Origin of the sequence: Psychrobacter sp. H7-1, from assembly GCF_904846585.1 — a bacterium.
In the GTDB taxonomy this organism is placed as follows: Bacteria; Pseudomonadota; Gammaproteobacteria; order Pseudomonadales; family Moraxellaceae; genus Psychrobacter; species Psychrobacter raelei.
Window position 1 is genome coordinate 26,779 of the sequence record NZ_CAJHBH010000001.1, and the last position, 18,276, is coordinate 45,054.

Genomic DNA, 18,276 nt, shown 5'->3' on the forward strand with positions numbered 1-18,276 from the left:
GACGACGTGTTCTGCCGTCGCTTGCGCTATTGAGTAAGGTAAATATGATTCGTGCCTTGACTCAGGCTGTGCCATTGATGCGTACTGAGGCCGAAATTGTTCATGTGGGGCGCCAAACTTCCCCACTATTCTAAATTTTAGGTAGCCTAATATACCCATGCAACCTACCTATCAAAGACGTCCTAACGTAAGGCCTCGTTTTTATTAAAACTTTTAACTGAAGACAAGACGGATACTCTGTACTATGCAAACATTTGATCGCACAATAACATTAGACGGTAAAAAAGCACGCTACTATGACCTGTCTGATTTGGCTCATAAAACAGCCAACCTCCCCTTAGCGCCTGCACATTTTTATGGGGGGAATGGCTTTACGACAGGTGTCTATCTGCCCTTATTAACCAAACTTAGTGAGCAGTTTACTATCACCAGTCTTGCCTTACGTGGCTATTGGCATGACCTACCTACTGTCAAAAAGTTAACGCGTGAAGAAGATGCCGATATCTTGATCGACTTTTTGGAGAAAACTCAAGACAAACCCATCGTCGGCATCGGACATTCGCAAGGCGCTACCGCTACTGCTATTGCGGCAGCCAAACGTCCAGAGCTATTTTCAGAGCTGTACTTAATAGAGCCGGTGACGTTTACCAAATCTCAGACACAAATGATGAATGCAGCGCCAGATGAAGTGAAGATCACACAAGAACCTTTTAAGTGCACACGAGCAAAGCAAGCAGATTGGGAGAGTATTAGCGCCTACTACGATTATCTACGAGCCCATCGCGCCTTTAAACGTATTAACGATGCGCATCTTTATGAGTTTGCCAAACACAGTCTGGTACAAAATAAGCCAGGGCACTATCGTCTAATGTTTGCACCTGAACAGGAGTTAGCCAGCTATTTTGATACTCCTTTTGTCACAGACGCTTTACAAGATTTAAATGCTTTATCTCTTTGCTATACTATTATTGTCGGTAAACCCTCTTTATTTATTAGCGACGAGGTACGCAAGGTATGGCAGCAGCTGGTCCCTGCGGATCGTATTATTGAGCTATTAGACAACGGTCATTTGCTACCCATGGAGGCTCCTGAACAGTGTGCATCCCTTATAATTCAGAGATTTAACAAGGGTATTGCCAGTACGTTGTCATCATAGGCTGCGTAACCATAGACTAAAAACCTATAATCTATCTCTGTTATAAACACAGTGGGTCTAGATACCGCTGTGTTTATGAGTATAAGTCATTCATTGAGTCTGGCTCTTAGCCTCTTTATTCGCCTTATTAAAAGAAGCTTGAATTATTCGCAATCAGCCCTATATATATTAAATGATAACGATTATCATTTAAGATATTACAAAGACTAAAAGGAAATAATTTATGGCAAGAGCTGCTCCTAGAACCTTAACTGTCCTAAACATTGAAGACATCACTCCAAATATGCGCCGCCTTACCTTGGGGGGCACAGACATGCAGACTCTTCCTGCGCAGCAAGAAAGCGCTTATCTAAAATTCATCTTCTCCGATACCCAAAACCATCAGGTAGCCAAGCGCTCTTATACCATTATCAATCAGCGTCCTACTGAGATTGATGTGGATTTTGTGCTTCATGAAACTACCGATAATGGCGTGGAGGGTCCGGCCTTAACATGGGTCAAAAACGTAAAAGTCGGCGATGACATCTTAGTAGCAGGCCCAGGTCCCACTAAGCTTGTCAGCCCTGGCGCTGACTGGTACCTATTAGTCGGTGATATGACGGCCCTACCAGCCATCACAGCAAACTTGGCGCAGATGCCACAAGATGCCACAGGCCATGCGGTCATTGAAGTACTTAGCGAGCAAGACATCCAAAACCTGGCCAAACCTAAAAACATTGAGATACATTGGATAATCGTACCGCATGCCAGCGCTGATAAGGCGCCTTTATTGGATAAAGTAAAATCACTGACTTGGCCGGCAGGACTGCCTGAAGTTTGGGCTGCCTGTGAATTCAATAGCATGCGCGCGCTACGATATTACTTTAAGCATGAAAGCCCCGTTACCCCTTGCAGAATGTATATCTCAAGCTACTGGAAAATCGACAGCAGTGATGATGAACACAAAATAGCCAAGCGCCTTGAAGAGACGCAAGCGGTATAATATCTTGTCGCTCTTTATTTAACCACTCAATAAAAAAAGGCCTCAGCTTATCTTATATAGATAAAAGCTGAGGCCTTATTAGATACAAACTAAAAGTAGATAAGCGGCCAAAACGGTAGACGTTTTTACGTATCAACACATACAGCGCTTTAAACCGGGCCTGTTTATCTGTGGCTCTTTTAGACTCAATAGGATCTGGTTTAAATAACGCTGTAGCGCCGCCTGGCTGTTGAAGAAAGCCGATATGGCCGTTAAATACAGCAGGCAACATAAGGCAAGTCTCTTGGTTTTTTAATATTTACCGCCGAGCATTGACCTGTTCCCACATTTTATTAAGCCGCTTTTGTGACACCGATTGACGGGTTTTCATCGGCTGCGCAAACAGCTGAATACGAAACTCCTCAACCAGCCAGCGGTAGTCACTAATGGTCTCGTCATCTGCACGCCCCGCCAAACGCTCCATATGGACATCAAGCTCATACACCGCGTCCAGATCGCCATCAAGATTATGCTCTAAGCGCTCAATGCGTATCTCTAATGCTTCAAGATAACGCGGATATTGCTGCCAATCCTCATACGCCATACGATACACAAAGTCTGACAAATGCAAATCATCAAGCTGATCCTCGATATCATCTATCGATTCACCAAACACGTCACGATCAAGCATGAGTAGGCTGCGGCGGATACGCTGCCATCGCGCATAGACATCTCGCAGCAGTCTTAGCACTTTTTGGCCTTCTAATAAGAAATTGGCCAATACCTTTTCAGATGTTTTTTCAAACTCTGTGTCATCTAGCGGCAACTGATTGGCCAATTTCTCAGCAACTTTATCAGCATTATCAGGCAGCGCTTCGTCATGATCTTGAAAGCTTGGTGCGTACGCTTCTAAGGTGGCGTCAAGCGTGGCGTCTACCACGATGGTCTTTAATTTCTCCATATCGCCTAAAGGCGCAAAGGCCAGCTTAAAGGTCTTATCAATCTGACTGGTAAGCTGCTTTTGCTTGGCACCGAGTTTGCTGCGGATAAGGGTCAATACCCCTTTGCGATGCGCTTTTAGCGCTGCTGTCACATCGGTAAATTGATGAATGGTCACCGCCTCGCCAGCCTCATCAGCCACCAGTGCAGAAAACTCTTTCATCACAATACCGGCACTATGACGGTTTTTGCTAAATCTAAAGTGCTCAGGGAAGCTGGTATGTACCCCTTGCGTATCTTGGCTGCTGCTTAACGCTTGACTGGTCTTGCTGGCATGACGTTGCTGCAAGGCTTTAAGATCACGCCCTTTTTCAATGACCCGCTTTTTGTCATCAACCACACAAATTTGTGGCTGCAGGTAACGGTCGATAGCGCTTGGATTAAAGTCCTCTGGTTTTACCCCAAGCACACCGCGGCGCTGCAAGGCCTGGCACAGCTGGTTTAATAAACCTTGCTGGTGATTTTTTTCAAGCTCGTCATATAAGCTGTCTGCGGTATTGGGAATGGGCACAATCTTGCGACGAATCTCTTTTGGCAAGGATTTGAGCAATTGCAGCACCAGCTCATAACGCCAGCCTGGTACCCCCCATAACAATTCAATGGCATCTAGCTGCGGTAAGGCAGCAAGCGGTACTCTAATGGTCACCCCATCATCTTCAGAGGCCGGATCGAACACGTATTTAAGAGGCAGCTTTAAATCACCCAATTGCCAAACCTCTGGGAACTCGCCTGTGGTCGGTGCCGTCTCTTTCAGCACATCCTCATCGGTAAAGAACAAGAATTTTGGGTCTTCTTTTTCAACATCAGCACGCCAGTCTTCAAAGACTTTACGGCTGGCGATGTGTTCTGGGATTTTGCGCTCGTAGAATTGATATAAGTCCTCTTCATCCACTAACAAATCACGGCGACGCAGCTTTTCTTCTATACGCTCAACATCTGCAATTTTGTCCATATTGTGCTGCAAGAAAGGCGCTTGACGGCCCAGATTACCAGTCACAAGACCATCGCGAATGAATATTTCTCGTGACTCCTCTAGGTTAATCTGCTCATAATTTGTCAATTGCTTAGCGACCACAATCAGACCAAATAAGCTGATCTGAGCATAAGCACGCACGCGACCGGTTTTCTTCGACCAATGCGGCTCGAAGTAATGGTATTTAAGCAGATTGCCCCCGGCAGAGATAATCCATTCTGGCTCAATTTTTGCCACGGTGCGCATAAATACTTGTGAGGTCTCAACTATTTCAAACGCCATTACCCAAGCAGGTACTTGCTTAAACACGGTACTGGCTGGGAATATTTTGGCTTTTTGTTGACGTGCAGCCAGATACTCACCACGCTGATCTGTCTTATGCGCAATAACAGACAGTAAGCCGGTTAGTAACGCACGATGCAGGTTGGCATATTTCACCGCACGCTGCGCTTCATTGACCTTGTTATCACTGGCATTATCAACAATTAGGTCCGTGGCCACGCTTTTGGCCACTGTTACTGCCTGATTGGCATGACGCTGGCCCTTAGCAGCGTCATTTTGCGTGTGGGGCTTGTCTTTATGCTCTGTGCCAGAGTCTGTGAGCAGCTTTAGGTCAGTCACCATTTGCTCAAGCTGGCGGTAGGTCTTCTCCCATTCACGCAGACGCGGGAAGCTTAGATAATGCTTTTTGGCAAAGGATTTGCGCTGACTGCTGCTTAGCTTATTACTACCGCCGCCATATAGAGCGTTCCATAGGCTTAGATAAAATAGAAAATCAGAGTCTTCTTGACGAAAAATAGCATGTTTTTGATCAGCCTGAGCCCGCTTCTCGGCTGGACGCTCTCTGGGATCTTGCACCGCAAGTGCAGCCACAATGATGAGCATCTCAAGCATACAATCAAAGTCACTACCAGCGACCAGCATACGGGCAAGCCTTGGGTCAATCGGCATGCGTGCCATTTTTTGACCAATACGAGTCAGCTTGACATCATTGAGTGTTTGCTTAGCCACAGGTTTTTTACTGTCGCTATTTTTTGGTGTCAGTGCACCGAGCTCATCGAGCAGCTTTCGGCCATCTTTGACCAAGCGGCTATCAGGTGGTTCGATAAAATCAAAGCTCTCTACTGTGCCCAGACGCAAGCTTGCCATCTGTAAAATCACCGATGCTAAGTTGGTACGCAGAATCTCAGGCTCAGTAAACTCAGGGCGACTGGCGAAGTCTTCTTCTGAATATAGGCGGATACATACCCCAGGCGCCACACGACCACAGCGCCCTTTACGCTGGTTGGCCGCTGCTTGTGAGATGGCCTCAATAGGCAGTCTTTGTACCCGTGAGCGATACGAATACCGCGAGATACGCGCAAAACCTAAGTCAATAACATAGCGGATACCCGGGACAGTCAGCGCGGTCTCTGCCACGTTAGTGGCAATAACAATGCGTCTGCCGCGACCTGAGGGCTGAAAGATACGCTGCTGCTCAGCGTAAGTCTGGCGCGCAAATAATGGCAGCACTTCAGTATGGCGCGGCCCATGTTGCACCAACACCTCTTGCATCTCACGAATCTCTGCTTCGGTTGCGGCAAATATCAGAATATCGGCATGCTCAGGATGCCCTTTAGCAATCGCATCTTCAAAGCACTCCTCTACCGCCGCCACCACCGCACGCGGCAGATTATCCTCAAAGTCATCATAACTGTCGTCATCTGAGCTGCTCACTGGGGTATCTGTCAGCGGACGATAGCGCACTTCAACTGGATAGCCTCGGCCCTCGACATCAATAACAGGCGCCGGCACCATACGCTTTTTAACAGGGTCATACTGAGCAAAATACTCACTAAAACGGCCGGTATCCAAGGTGGCTGAGGTAATAATCACCTTCAAATCTGGACGATTGGGCAGCAGCTGTTTTAAATAGCCCATAATAAAATCGATATTTAGGCTGCGTTCATGCGCCTCATCGATAATAATTGTGTCATAACGGGTTAAAAAGCGATCATGACCCAGCTCGGCCAGCAAGATACCATCGGTCATTAATTTGACCACGGATTGGGCGCTGCCCTGCTCATTAAACCGAATCTTAAAGCTAACGGTTTCCCCAAGTGGCTCACCCAGCTCTTCAGCAATTCGGTTGGCCACACTGCGCGCCGCCAGTCGTCTGGGCTGAGTATGGCCAATCTGACCCGTAATACCTCGGCCTGCCAGCATCGCAAGCTTCGGCAGCTGAGTGGTCTTACCTGAGCCGGTCTCACCGGCCACAATAATCACTTGATGGTCGGTGATGGCCTGAATAATATCGGTGCTGCGCTTACTGACTGGCAGCTCATCATTAAGCAGCTGCGGCAAATTATGAGGAATGCTATCAATACGCTGTTGTACCACGTGCTGTGAGCGCTGCTTTATTTGCTCAAACTTAGCTTGCTTGTCTGCCAATACTTTAGGGTCTGCGTTTTTTGGCGGACGTGATAATTCACGCTGCAAGCGGCTTAGAAAATGACGGTCTTTGGCCAGTACCGGCAGCTCCTTCATCGATTTAACAACAGCCAATTTAGAGCTTATCTTATCGTTTGAGCCATCCTCTACCACAGACGCATTATGTTGATGCGCCTGCATTAACGAGGGCTCTTGAGGATTAGAGGAGGCAGTGCTATTCGTGTCTTTAGTCATAAGTTTTTTTGGCTTTATCGGCTTGAATTTTGGGGTCAGCAAAGCATTGCAGTGACACAATTATCTATAGATAAACAGACGTGGGCGCGGGTATGGCCGCTTGAACCCCTATTTTAGACGCTAAGACGTTTTATATTTCTCATGCCATCATTTCAAAGGGCATGGGGGTTTTATGAGGGGTAATGGCCGCACAATCAAGGGTTTATTATAACACTGCTGAGCGGTTATTTTTGAGTTGCCATTGATTACGAGAAATTAACTTATAATGCCAAACTCACAACGCCAAACTTTTAAGCGTCTTGAGACTGAGGTAGCCGACATAATTTTTATCCTCTACAGCTTCATCAAAGTCAATAGAACCAACAGGTATAGGCGTGATAACCAGTCGACCAACACTTAGCAGACCATTAATATCATAGATATCATCGACATCCACCTGATGTTTATTATCAATGTGTGAGGCGGCATTGAAGGGAACGTCGTCATCATTATAGCTGTAATGTTTATAAAACTCGGTCGTGGCGGCCGCTTTCATTGCTGTAGCTTGAGTGGGTGCAACCACCAGCATTTTGTAATGAAACTCTTCGATACTGCCCTCTTGATAGCCACCCAAATTAATAAAAAACAGTTTTAAATCGGAAGCGTTATCTGTGCTCTGGTTACTCTTAATTGACGAGTTTATATTATCTTTTTCTGCAGTATTATCGTCCTGCCACTCAATATGATAAGCACTGCCATCAGGGTTAATAACCGTAGTGACGCTACGATAAGAGTCGATATGCCATTTGTTCTTGACCGCAGGCCAGTGGGCATTTATCGCATCTATCAAATCGCCTACCTTATCTGCTACCCCAAAGAACATGTCGTGCTGTTCAATCAGCCGACCCTTTGGCGTAGCGCCGAGCTGCACCATAAACAGTGTCGTCATACTCTGCCCCTTTGACTCAATACTGGATGATTTATTTAGTTAAACGACTTAGTATAATCAGATTTGGTGTCTCGCAAGAACTGCTTCACCACAGCCACTGTAGCTTTCGGGTCTTCTTCTTGCGGCACATGACCTAGGTGATCAAATACCACCAATTGGCTATTGGGTATGGCAGCCTTAAATTTATAAGCGCTTTCAATAGGAATTAATTCATCTTGTGCGCCCCAGATAATCAGTGTGGGCTGCGTAATCTCACCCAAGCGCTTGACTTCATCTTGATATAACCCCTCGCGCATGCGTCTGGTCAAGGCTTTACGATTGCCTGCACGGCGGCTGAGCTCATAATAACGGTTCACTAAGTCATCGCTTACCTTGGATTTATCTGCATAAACACTCTGCACACTACTGCGCACCATGCTTTTAGGGAGTACATGCTCGGTAAGACCATCTAATACAGGAGACTGTGCCAGTTTAAAGCCAATGGGCATGCGTTTGGGGGTAAATTTAAAGCCCGATGCATCAACCAATATCAAGCGGTCAGTCCGCTCAGGGTGCATTAAAGCAGTTAGCCAAGCAATGCCGCCGCCAAGCGAATTACCGGCAATGGTCGCTCGCTTGATATCAAGCTTATCCATCACTTTAATGACAGTATCAACATAATTATCTAAGCTATAGGGCTTGGTATCATCAGCATAAGGGCCTGTTAACCCAAAGGCTGGCAAGTCTAAGCGTACCACGCAATATTGTTCTTTAAGCGCCTCAGTCCAGCCATCCCAAGTATGCAAGCTGGCTGAAGTGCCATGGATTAGTAACAAAGTTTCAGCGCCGCTTTGCGCTTCACAGTTATTAGTAGCCGCTAAGTTATCAGATGTCTCAGACTTGGCCACATGCACCTGTAATCCTTCTACATCGACATAAAAGCTGGTCGGCAGCTCCCAATGCTTAAGCTTAGAGGCCTGCAAATCTGGCTTCCAGATGCGGCCGATGACAAGTGCTGCCGTAGAGGTTGCCAGCACACCCGCCAAACCCATCTTGACTAAAAGTGTCTTATTAAACGTCAAATGCTTATCCATTGAACACCTATCCTTGGTTAATTTATCTTTGATTACTGGTCTTAATGATTGGTTTTTGCTGATTAAACTCAATCCTTATCATTCAGGTTATTGCAAGATAAATCCATCAAAAAAAGCGACCTTAAGGTCGCTTTTTCTTCACATCAAGTGGCTGATAGTTTATCCAACCATTAAAACTTTAAACGCTTGTCTTGCTCAATCTTGCTCATGACCTCAGGCAATTTATCACCCAGCACAGTCAACGCTGACTTGGTTGCGGTGCTTACCAAGCCTGATACCGCCGAATGAGCGGCGTTAGCAAAACCCAACTTCTCAGCCAAAGTGGGTTTTTGGCGTGATAAAATGGCATACACTTGATGCTCATCCATTTGCTTTAGCAAATATGCATCCGAGGTCGTCAGCTCATCGACCAGGTTTAAATGCAGCGCATCCTCACCATACCAGTGATCGCCATTGGCCACTTTGGTTAAGTCCAGCTGCGGGCGATAGGTGGTCACAAAGTGCTTAAATAATTGATGAGTTTGCTCTAGCTCCTCAGTGTATTTGGCACGATCGTCATCATCATTCTCACCAAAAACAGTCACCGTACGCTTGTACTCACCTGCGGTAAACATTTCATAATCGATATCGTGTTTTTTTAGCCATTTATTAAAGTTTGGCATTTGTGAGACCACACCAATTGAGCCGATAACGGCAAACGGGGCTGCTAAAATTTTATCTGCCACACAGGCCATCATGTACCCCCCACTGGCAGCGATTTTATCCACGGCAATGGTGAGCGTTAAGCCGGCGTCTTTGAGGCGCACCAATTGAGCTGCGGCCAAGCCATAGCTATGTACCATGCCGCCGCCTGACTCTAGACGAATGACCACCTCATCACCCTTATTGGCGCCGCTGATGATGGTGCTGATCTCCTCGCGCAAGTGCTTAACGGCACTGGCTTTAATATCACCATCAAAATCAAGCACAAATACACGCTTTTGCTTGGCTTTCGCTTTAGACTTGTCTTTTAGTTTTTGCTTGGCTTTTTTGGCCAGTGCTTTTTGGAATTGTTTTACCGCATTTTTGTCCCCTGTCGCTTCAATAAGATGCTTGCGACGCTCGTTTTGACTTTTATTTAAATGAACTACTTTTAACTCAACTGGGTTTTTGGCCGGATAAAACAACATAAATATTCCTTTAAGGGTATAAAACATATCGAAAACTAGATGGGATATAATAACGCTCTAGCACAAATAATTTTTTATCATATTGTTATTAATATGCGTTTGCATTTCAATAATTTCAAGGGTGTTTGGTTGTATCAACACGCAAGATTAGGCATAATGTGCGTTTGATAAAAATTCTTTGACAGAACCTTCTTGAATTTATAAGAATTCTTTTTTGATAACTGATAGGTAGTGGACAATTTATGATGCGTACCGAGTATTGTGGGGCCGTAACCGAAGCGTTACTAGAGCAAACCATCACTATAACAGGCTGGATTCATCGTCGCCGTGACCATGGTGGGGTTATCTTTTTAGATATGCGTGATCGCGCGGGTATCTTGCAGGTTGTCGTTGACCCCGATACGCCAGAAGCTTTTGCAACCGCTGATGCTGCACGTTCTGAGTATGTATTAAAGATTACAGGTCGTGTGCGCAAGCGCTATGAAGGTACCGAAAACGCGAATATGACCAGTGGTAATGTTGAGCTGTTGGCCAAAGAAATTGTCGTATTGGCCAAATCTGAAACACCGCCATTTCCATTAAATGACGAGAATATCTCTGTATCAGAAGATTTGCGCCTAAAATACCGCTATTTAGACATGCGTCGTCCAGAGATGCAAGAGCGTATGGTATTTCGTGCCAAAGCCACCTCTACCATCCGTCGTTATTTAGATGACCAAGGTTTCTTAGACGTTGAAACCCCAATTTTGACTCGTGCCACACCAGAGGGTGCACGTGACTATCTTGTGCCATCACGTACCCGTCCAGGTAACTTCTTTGCCTTGCCTCAGTCGCCACAGCTGTTCAAACAGTTATTAATGGTGGCAGGCTTTGATCGTTATTATCAAATCGCCAAGTGTTTCCGTGATGAAGACTTACGTGCCGACCGTCAGCCAGAATTCACTCAGGTGGATATCGAGACGTCTTTCTTGTCTGAAGAAGACATCATGGACATCAACGAAGGCTTGATCCAAAACCTATTTAAGACCATGCTAGATGTGGACTTAGGTAAGTTCCCACGTATGACCTACGCTGAAGCAATGCGTGACTATGCCTCTGATAAGCCTGATTTACGTATCCCATTAAAACTAATCGACGTCGCAGACTTGATGCAGTCGGTTGATTTTAAAGTGTTTGCAGGCCCTGCTAACGATCCTAAAGGTCGTGTGGCCGCCTTACGTGTGCCAAATGGTGGCTCACTAACCCGTAAGCAAATCGATGAATACACCAAATACGTCGGCATCTATGGGGCGCGTGGTCTGGCATATATCAAAGTTAACGATGCCAGCAACATCAACAATGGTGTCGACAAAGAGTCTGGCCTACAATCGCCTATCATCAAAAACATGAGCGATGAGGTGTTGGTAAGCTTAATTGAGCGCACAGGCGCACAAGATGGCGACATCATTTTCTTTGGTGCAGATAAAGCCAAGATTGTGAATGATGCTATGGGTGCGCTACGTGTCAAAATCGGTCTAGATATGAACATGGAAACTTGTGAGTGGGCCCCGCTATGGGTCGTCGACTTCCCAATGTTCGAGGAGGCCGATGATGGTAAGTGGACCTCAATGCACCACCCCTTCACCATGCCAAAAGGCTCAGTTGAAGAGCTAAAAAACAACCCAGAAACAGCCCTATCTATCGCCTATGATATGGTACTAAACGGTACTGAGATTGGCGGTGGTAGCTTACGTATTAACACAGTTGAGATGCAGCGTGCAGTATTTGATGCCTTAGGTATCTCAGAAGAAGAAGCCAACGAGAAGTTTAGCTTCTTACTAGACGCTTTAAAATTCGGTGCACCTCCGCATGGCGGCTTAGCCTTCGGTTTGGACCGTCTGATTATGCTTATGGTGGGCGCAAGCTCTATTCGTGACGTGATTGCGTTCCCGAAAACCAAAACTGCAGACTGCCCATTAACTCAGGCCCCTGCAGAAGTCGACAGCCGTCAGCTGCGTGAGCTGGGCATTCGTGTGCGCGAAAAAGCGCAAGCTGAAAACAAAGAGTAATTTAGCTAACCGCTTGTGGGGCTAGCCCCCACCAGCAGCACACTTAGCTGGCAAAGCGGTGGTTATTCAATAGCTTAGATAATTACCCCTTATTGCGAGTTAAGTCTATGAACCCATTAAATGCCGTCAAATTTGTGCCATTGTCCGCTATGCGGGCAGTGGCACTTTTCGTCACTCCCATCGTGAATAAAATTCCTAACACCTCGATCAAACGCAGCATTGATATCAATCTGCAATTGGCAACACCTGAGCTTGACCATGAAGCTCGTGAGCAGCTTTCAGAACAAATTATTCGCAATCAACTCTTAAGCACGGTTGAATCAGTGAAAAGCTGGGCGATGCCGCCTGCTTGGAGCATCAACCAAGTCAATAAAGTATATAATCTGCAGATACTTGAGGCTGCCTTAAAAGATCCTAAGGGGATGCTTGCCATTGTCCCGCATTTGGGTACGTGGGAGATTATGAATGCCTGGCTGAATCAATTTGGCTCACCTACTATCTTATATAAACCGGTCAAAAACCGACTTCAAAATGACTTTATTCTGCAAGGCCGCCAACGCCTTAACTCACAGATGGTCCCCACTGACGCCTCTGGTATAAAGGCCATTTTTAAGACCTTAAAATCTGGCGGCTTTAGTATCATCCTCCCCGACCATGTGCCTCAGCCCTCAGGCGGTGTTCAAGCACCATTTTTTGGTATTGAAACATTAACCAGTACGCTTGCACCCAAGCTTGCCAGCAAGACCAAGTGCTCATTGGTAGGACTGGTCTGTGTACGCAGTGACAATGACTCACCCTTAAAAAGCGGCTTTGATGTCCACTGCTTCGCCTTAGATGACCCTAAGCTATTTGATAAAGACATTGTAGTTGCTACCAGCGCTTTAAACAAAGCGATGGAGGACATGATCAAGCGCTTCCCTGATCACTATATGTGGAGCTATCGACGCTTCAAACAAATTCCCTTAATCAACAATCCTTACAAAGCCAGTACGGATCAGCTAAAGCAGTTTATTGGCGCTTATGTTAAACCTAAGTTATTGACCCAAAATGCTCAGCAAAATGAAGCCTTAGAGGATTCACCCGATCGCACATTAGAGCGCTCATTAGACAAGTAAGCATTTTACTGACTCCTAAACCCACCTATTTGGCCCGAGTAACTCATGACAACTACCCAATCTGACTCACGCCTTACGCCTTCTTCAAATAGTGAGGCCCGCTATGTGATCTGTATGAAATGGGGCACCAAATATGGCCCTGAGTATGTCAACCGTCTATATAATATGGTCAAGCGTCATCTGACATTAGATTTTCAGATGGTATGCCTTACCGATGATGAGACGGGTATTGACCCCAATGTGCGCTGCTACCCTATTCCTGAGCTCAATCTACCTGAGGGCTTGCCTGAACGTGGCTGGAAGAAGCTAACCACCTTTAAGCCTGAATTATATGACTTAAAAGGTACTGCGCTATTTTTGGATATTGATATTGTTATTGTTGATAATATCAATGCTTTTTTTGAATACGAAGCCAAGTTTGATGAAAGCGTGGTCATCATCCGTGACTGGAAAAAGCCTTGGCGCATGGTAGGCAACAGCTCAGTGTACCGCTTTAAAATTGGTCAAAACACCTATCCCAATCTGCTCAGTCACTTCGAGCAAAACTTTGCCAAGATAAGCAAAGAGGTACGTCATGAGCAGGCTTATTTATCTAATTATTTGCGTAAGCATCACCACTTAGAGTACTGGGATAAAACTTGGTGCGTAAGCTTTAAATACCAATGTATGCCCTCTCCTGCTATGAGTTTTATTAAAGCGCCAAGCTTACCTGATAACGCTAAAATTATTATCTTTCATGGTGAGATTAATCCGCCTGATGCGATTAAAGGTGGTGGCGGTAAATGGTATCGCCATGTGAAGCCAAGCCCTTGGCTTAAGGATTACTGGAAATAAAAACATCGACTCGGTAGCAGATAACTAAAGAGCTATCTACCCAGATACTTATATTACCATGACATAGTGAGAGCCCTTGTGAGCCTACAATCCCCATCTGAAATAGACTTAGTTATCGCCTGGGTGGACGGTGATGACCCGAAGCTCAAGCAAAAGCGCCAGTCGTATCAAAAAACCACTCAAGTGGCCTCTGATGCGATTAGTGCTACTCGCTTTGCCAGTAACAATGAAATCTATTTTAACGTGGCCTCTATTTTAAAATACGTGCCCTTTTGCCGCTATATCTATATCGTCTCTGATGAGCAGCAGCCTAAATTTATCGAAGAGTTTGCAGCTCAAGGTATCTGTACCCAAGACAAAATTCGCATTATTGACCACAAGCAAATCTTCGCAGGCTACGAGCAGTATCTGCCAACCTTTAATACCCGCTCGATTGAGACCATGCTGTGCAATATACCAGGTCTGTCTGATTATTTTATCTACTTAAATGATGACTTCTTTTTTAATCAACCAGCCCAGATTGAAGATTTTTTGACTGATAATAAGATGGTAGTGTATGGCCACTGGCGTAGCAGCCTGCCACTGAAGGCTAAGCTTGATTACCGCAAGACATTACAAAAGCTAGTGGGTAAGCCGGTGCAGCCTAAGCATGCTATTGCTCAAATGCGGGGGGCACAACTGGCGGGGATGAGCAAGTTTTTTGAAATACATCATTATCCGCATATTGTTGATAAAAATATTTTGCGAAATTTCTTATTAAGCAAGCCTACGCTACTGGCTAAACAAATCGAGTATAAATTTCGTGATGTGGAGCAGTTTAATCCCATATCATTGATGAATCACTTGAAAATCAAGCAAAATCAGGTCATCTTAAAGCCTGATATTGACATCAATTATCTAAAAGATGAGCGCAGTGTGCAGCAGTTTATTAAAGGTTTGCAAGATTCTAATATCAAATATGGCTGCATACAAAGTATGGAACAACTGCCCGCTAAAGAATTTGCTCAAGTTACTGAGGCCATGTTTACCAAGCTTCAGTTCTACCTGCCGCAGTCACTATTGACTGCGCAAGGCTGACTATCACACACTAAGGACAAGATACCTCTTATGAAAGTATTAACTTACTTAATCAACTTAGATGGCAGTGACAAACGACTCGAGCGCTCTACCGAGCAGCTACAGCAGCAGAACTGGGACTTTGAAAGAATATCGGCGTATGATGGGCGTGGTAAAGCATTATCTGAGTTTGTCTATTATGATGACGAACAAACGCGTAGTAACTTAGGCCGCAGCCTTTTAAACTCAGAAATCGGCTGTTATCTGAGTCACTATCAGTGCGCCCAGAAGTTTCTTGAGACCGATGCGGATATGCTGATAGTTTTAGAAGATGATATGAAGATGTCCAGTGCATTTGCGCCGGTAGTCAAAGAGGCCGTATCGTATTTATATGCGCATCCAGAGCTTGACTGGTATTTGGTCAATATTGCTGCCAAAAAAAAGAAACTGGCCAAAGATATCACAACCATCAATGAACATACGCTTTGGCACGCATATTATTTTCCTATTAGGGGTCTTGGGCTGATTTGGTCACGTAAAGGCGCCGAAGAATTTGTTAAGCATGGCAAGCCCATTACGATGCCAGTCGATATTTTCTTTCAAAGATGGCTCAGTCAAAATGGCAAAGGTCTAGGCGTTTGGCCCGCCGTGATTAGCCCCATGGGGATCGATAGTGATATTTTAGGCACTCAGTCCAGTCAAAATATTCAGCGTAAAGATAAAGAAGGCCGAGATGGCAGCTATAATCTCAAAAAACAAAAAAGAATGCTACAAGACAAAGCGGCAGCTGTTAAGCATCTTTATTTGAATAAATAACTGTATTAAAAACTACTCAAAATCTGGTCTAGCCCAGATGCCAGTGCTTTATATGGATAAAACAGTTATGAAGAATATTATTATTAGCTTAGATTCTGCCAATAAAAGACGTCAACACATTGAAAATGAATTTGGGAAACATCACCTTAGGTATGAGTTTTTTGACGCTCTAAGACCTGAGCAAGAAGCTCAATACGCTAAGAGTCTAAACTTAGAGGATACCTCAGATTTAACCCCTACTGAGCTGGCATGTATGATGAGCCATGTTGCAGTATGGGAGAAAATCATTGCAGAGCAGCTTGATTATGTCGCCATCTTCGAAGACGATGTTTTTTTGGGAGAAGATGCCACAGAGTTACTGACCCAGACCAATTGGATACAACCGGATTGGCATATTATTAAAATAGAGGCATTTTCAAAAAAGGCTTATTTATCCTCTAAGACTTATGAGGTAATACCTAATAAGCGTAAGCTTGCTATTCTTGAAGGTAAAAACCTAGGTGCCGCTGGATATATCTTATCTTTGCAGGGTGCTAAGCTTTTTTTAGACTTTATTTTAAAACAGCCTGCTAAACCTGTCGATAAAATGATTTTTGATGAGTTTATTGCTGCTCAAATAGAGCCTGTCTATCAAATGCTACCGGCCCTGTGTGAGCAAGAGAAGATTTTAAAGAAGAAACAAGATAATAACAGCGAGGTAACCTTACCCAGTGCATTATCTTCTGAACGTAAGCTGCGTCGTAAACAAGAGAAGAAAAAGGGCTTTAGTAAATTACAATTAGAGGCCAGTAGACTTATTAGAAACACCAAAAAGCATTTGCTTGCCAAAAAAATAGTATTTAAATAAACCTTATTACCATCTCTACTTTTAACTTATAAGGCTTAGCTTTTATGATTAAAATTGATCAGTTACAACTGTTAGGACAAGGGACTCAAAAGTTAGTTTATCAGCATCCAGATGAGGCTAATAAGGTCATAAAATTAATGAAGCCTGAAAATGCGACAGCTGAGGGTGGCCGAGCGACTCAAAGCCGATTACGCGCTAATCGTCATCAAGGTATCTATCGCCAGTTTCGCCGTGAATTATTGCAGTATTTACAGCTGTGTAAAACCCATTACAGCCAAAAACTATTTACCTTCCCTATAGAAACAGTACACGGCTTTATTGACACAGATCAAGGACTCGGACTGGTTACTGAAAAGATTATTGCTCCCTCTGGAGAGCCTAAAACCTTAGAGGATTTGGTTAACCAGCAACAATTTGGCGAAGCTCAGAAAAAGGCACTCGATCAATTCTTTGACGACTGCTGTGATTACCACGTGGTATTTGGTGAGGTTAACATTGGTGGTATCATGTATACCGAATCGCGCCAAGGTCGCCCTGAATTTGTACTGGTAGATGGCATTGGTGAGAAATTAGTCATTCCATTTAGAGCAATGAGTAAGACCATCAATGATAAAAATATTAGAAAGGTGGAAGCTAAGATTAAGGCTAAAATAGGGATATAAACTTTTTTAGTTCTCTGTAGCAATCGGTATGTTGGGGCTTGTTTTCGTTATTGGTAATATCAAGCCCCATCACCTTACCGTCTACTGTTTATTTTTGACTTTTTTAATCATTTGTTTAAACACTAGATTCGTCGCTTTCAACGGTTTTTGCTTAAATAGCCCTGAGAACTTCTCAAGCTTTTCTAGTCCCTTTTTACTCTCAAACTCTCTACGTGCATTAGACCACAGAACCTTCTGCATTGCCGGCTCATAATATTCAGAGTCTTTAAAGCAATTGAGAACCTCTATTCGACCTTGCATCATTTTTTCAATATTGCCAGAAAAATTACTGTCATGCTGCCGGTAGAGACCTAGCACCTCATTGAGATAGTAAATATCGCCAATTTGGCTAAGTTTTAACCACATATACCAATCTTCTAAAGCAATTTTTGGATTGTATCCTCCAACCTGTTTAACCGCCTCTAACCTAAGTAACTGTGTAGCAGCAGGAAAGTCATGTTTATTCATAATGATACTCTCAAAGCTATAAACCCCAGGCTTTCTTAAAGAAACAGACAGCTCCTTATGACGACTATCGATCAGCTTAACGCCAGCAAATACTGAATTTACCTCTGGGTGTTGCTCTAAAAAACTTACCTGTACTTCAGTTTTATGAGGCAATATTAAATCATCAGAAGCCAATACAGCAAAATACTTACCCTGACACCACTCAAGTGCCTCATTTAAAGTAGCACTGAGTCCTTTATTGGGTCTATGCCTAAATTCAAATCGGGTAAATCTTTGCTCACAGGCCAGAATCATTTCCTCGATTCTCTGGACTGAATTATCTTTAGAGCCATCGTCTATAATTATTAATTCTATATTTTTATAGCTTTGATCAATGACACTTTGAATGGAGTCTTGCACAAAACTTTGATGATTATAACAAGGAATCACCACCGAAACTAAAGGACCAGAAGTACTCATATTGCTACC

At 44.3% G+C, this 18,276-nt stretch carries 14 protein-coding genes; 9 read left to right on the forward strand and 5 right to left on the reverse strand.

Features of this window, described 5'->3' with window-relative positions; translation table 11 throughout:
* Nucleotides 1-244 precede the first annotated feature (244 nt).
* Complete coding sequence (locus JMX92_RS00130) at nucleotides 245-1,156, forward strand: alpha/beta fold hydrolase (protein WP_201543216.1); 912 nt, start codon at nucleotides 245-247, stop codon at nucleotides 1,154-1,156.
* 223 nt (nucleotides 1,157-1,379) lie between these two features.
* Nucleotides 1,380-2,138 (forward strand): siderophore-interacting protein, encoded by a 759-nt coding sequence (locus tag JMX92_RS00135; RefSeq protein WP_201543218.1) that lies wholly within the window; start codon nucleotides 1,380-1,382, stop codon nucleotides 2,136-2,138.
* A gap of 298 nt (nucleotides 2,139-2,436) precedes the next feature.
* On the opposite strand, the gene hrpA is transcribed toward JMX92_RS00135, so the two are convergent.
* The 4 genes from hrpA to sohB form a co-directional block, all read right to left on the reverse strand.
* Nucleotides 2,437-6,615: an ATP-dependent RNA helicase HrpA gene (gene hrpA, locus JMX92_RS00140; protein WP_201543322.1), complete on the reverse strand. Its 4,179-nt coding sequence runs from the start codon at nucleotides 6,613-6,615 to the stop codon at nucleotides 2,437-2,439.
* 412 nt (nucleotides 6,616-7,027) lie between these two features.
* On the reverse strand, nucleotides 7,028-7,681 hold the full coding sequence (locus tag JMX92_RS00145) for a DUF1543 domain-containing protein (protein WP_201543220.1): 654 nt from the start codon (nucleotides 7,679-7,681) through the stop codon (nucleotides 7,028-7,030).
* Nucleotides 7,682-7,716: 35 nt separating this feature from the next.
* Nucleotides 7,717-8,754 carry an alpha/beta fold hydrolase gene (locus JMX92_RS00150; protein ID WP_201543222.1) on the reverse strand — a complete coding sequence of 346 codons (1,038 nt, stop codon included), beginning with the start codon at nucleotides 8,752-8,754 and terminating at the stop codon, nucleotides 7,717-7,719.
* 170 nt (nucleotides 8,755-8,924) lie between these two features.
* Nucleotides 8,925-9,923, reverse strand: coding sequence for a protease SohB (sohB, locus tag JMX92_RS00155; RefSeq protein ID WP_201543223.1), 999 nt, complete (start codon nucleotides 9,921-9,923; stop codon nucleotides 8,925-8,927).
* Between the two features lie 242 nt (nucleotides 9,924-10,165).
* On the opposite strand from sohB, the gene aspS reads away from it, so the two are divergent.
* The 7 genes from aspS (at nucleotide 10,166) to JMX92_RS00190 (ending at nucleotide 17,301) form a co-directional block, all read left to right on the forward strand.
* Nucleotides 10,166-11,971, forward strand: a complete 1,806-nt coding sequence (aspS, locus tag JMX92_RS00160; protein WP_201543224.1) for an aspartate--tRNA ligase — start codon at nucleotides 10,166-10,168, stop codon at nucleotides 11,969-11,971.
* A gap of 107 nt (nucleotides 11,972-12,078) precedes the next feature.
* Nucleotides 12,079-13,086, forward strand: a complete 1,008-nt coding sequence (locus tag JMX92_RS00165) for a lysophospholipid acyltransferase family protein (RefSeq protein WP_201543225.1) — start codon at nucleotides 12,079-12,081, stop codon at nucleotides 13,084-13,086.
* Between the two features lie 45 nt (nucleotides 13,087-13,131).
* Nucleotides 13,132-13,920 (forward strand): glycosyltransferase, encoded by a 789-nt coding sequence (locus JMX92_RS00170; protein WP_201543226.1) that lies wholly within the window; start codon nucleotides 13,132-13,134, stop codon nucleotides 13,918-13,920.
* Nucleotides 13,921-13,998: 78 nt separating this feature from the next.
* Nucleotides 13,999-14,997 (forward strand): Stealth CR1 domain-containing protein, encoded by a 999-nt coding sequence (locus JMX92_RS00175; RefSeq protein ID WP_201543227.1) that lies wholly within the window; start codon nucleotides 13,999-14,001, stop codon nucleotides 14,995-14,997.
* A gap of 30 nt (nucleotides 14,998-15,027) precedes the next feature.
* Nucleotides 15,028-15,792: a glycosyltransferase family 25 protein gene (locus JMX92_RS00180; RefSeq protein WP_201543228.1), complete on the forward strand. Its 765-nt coding sequence runs from the start codon at nucleotides 15,028-15,030 to the stop codon at nucleotides 15,790-15,792.
* A 67-nt stretch (nucleotides 15,793-15,859) separates the two neighbouring features.
* Nucleotides 15,860-16,639 (forward strand): glycosyltransferase family 25 protein, encoded by a 780-nt coding sequence (locus JMX92_RS00185; protein ID WP_201543230.1) that lies wholly within the window; start codon nucleotides 15,860-15,862, stop codon nucleotides 16,637-16,639.
* Between the two features lie 44 nt (nucleotides 16,640-16,683).
* On the forward strand, nucleotides 16,684-17,301 hold the full coding sequence (locus tag JMX92_RS00190; protein ID WP_110816455.1) for a YrbL family protein: 618 nt from the start codon (nucleotides 16,684-16,686) through the stop codon (nucleotides 17,299-17,301).
* An 81-nt stretch (nucleotides 17,302-17,382) separates the two neighbouring features.
* On the opposite strand, the gene JMX92_RS00195 is transcribed toward JMX92_RS00190, so the two are convergent.
* Nucleotides 17,383-18,267 (reverse strand): glycosyltransferase family 2 protein, encoded by an 885-nt coding sequence (locus tag JMX92_RS00195; protein WP_201543232.1) that lies wholly within the window; start codon nucleotides 18,265-18,267, stop codon nucleotides 17,383-17,385.
* Nucleotides 18,268-18,276: the final 9 nt, after the last annotated feature.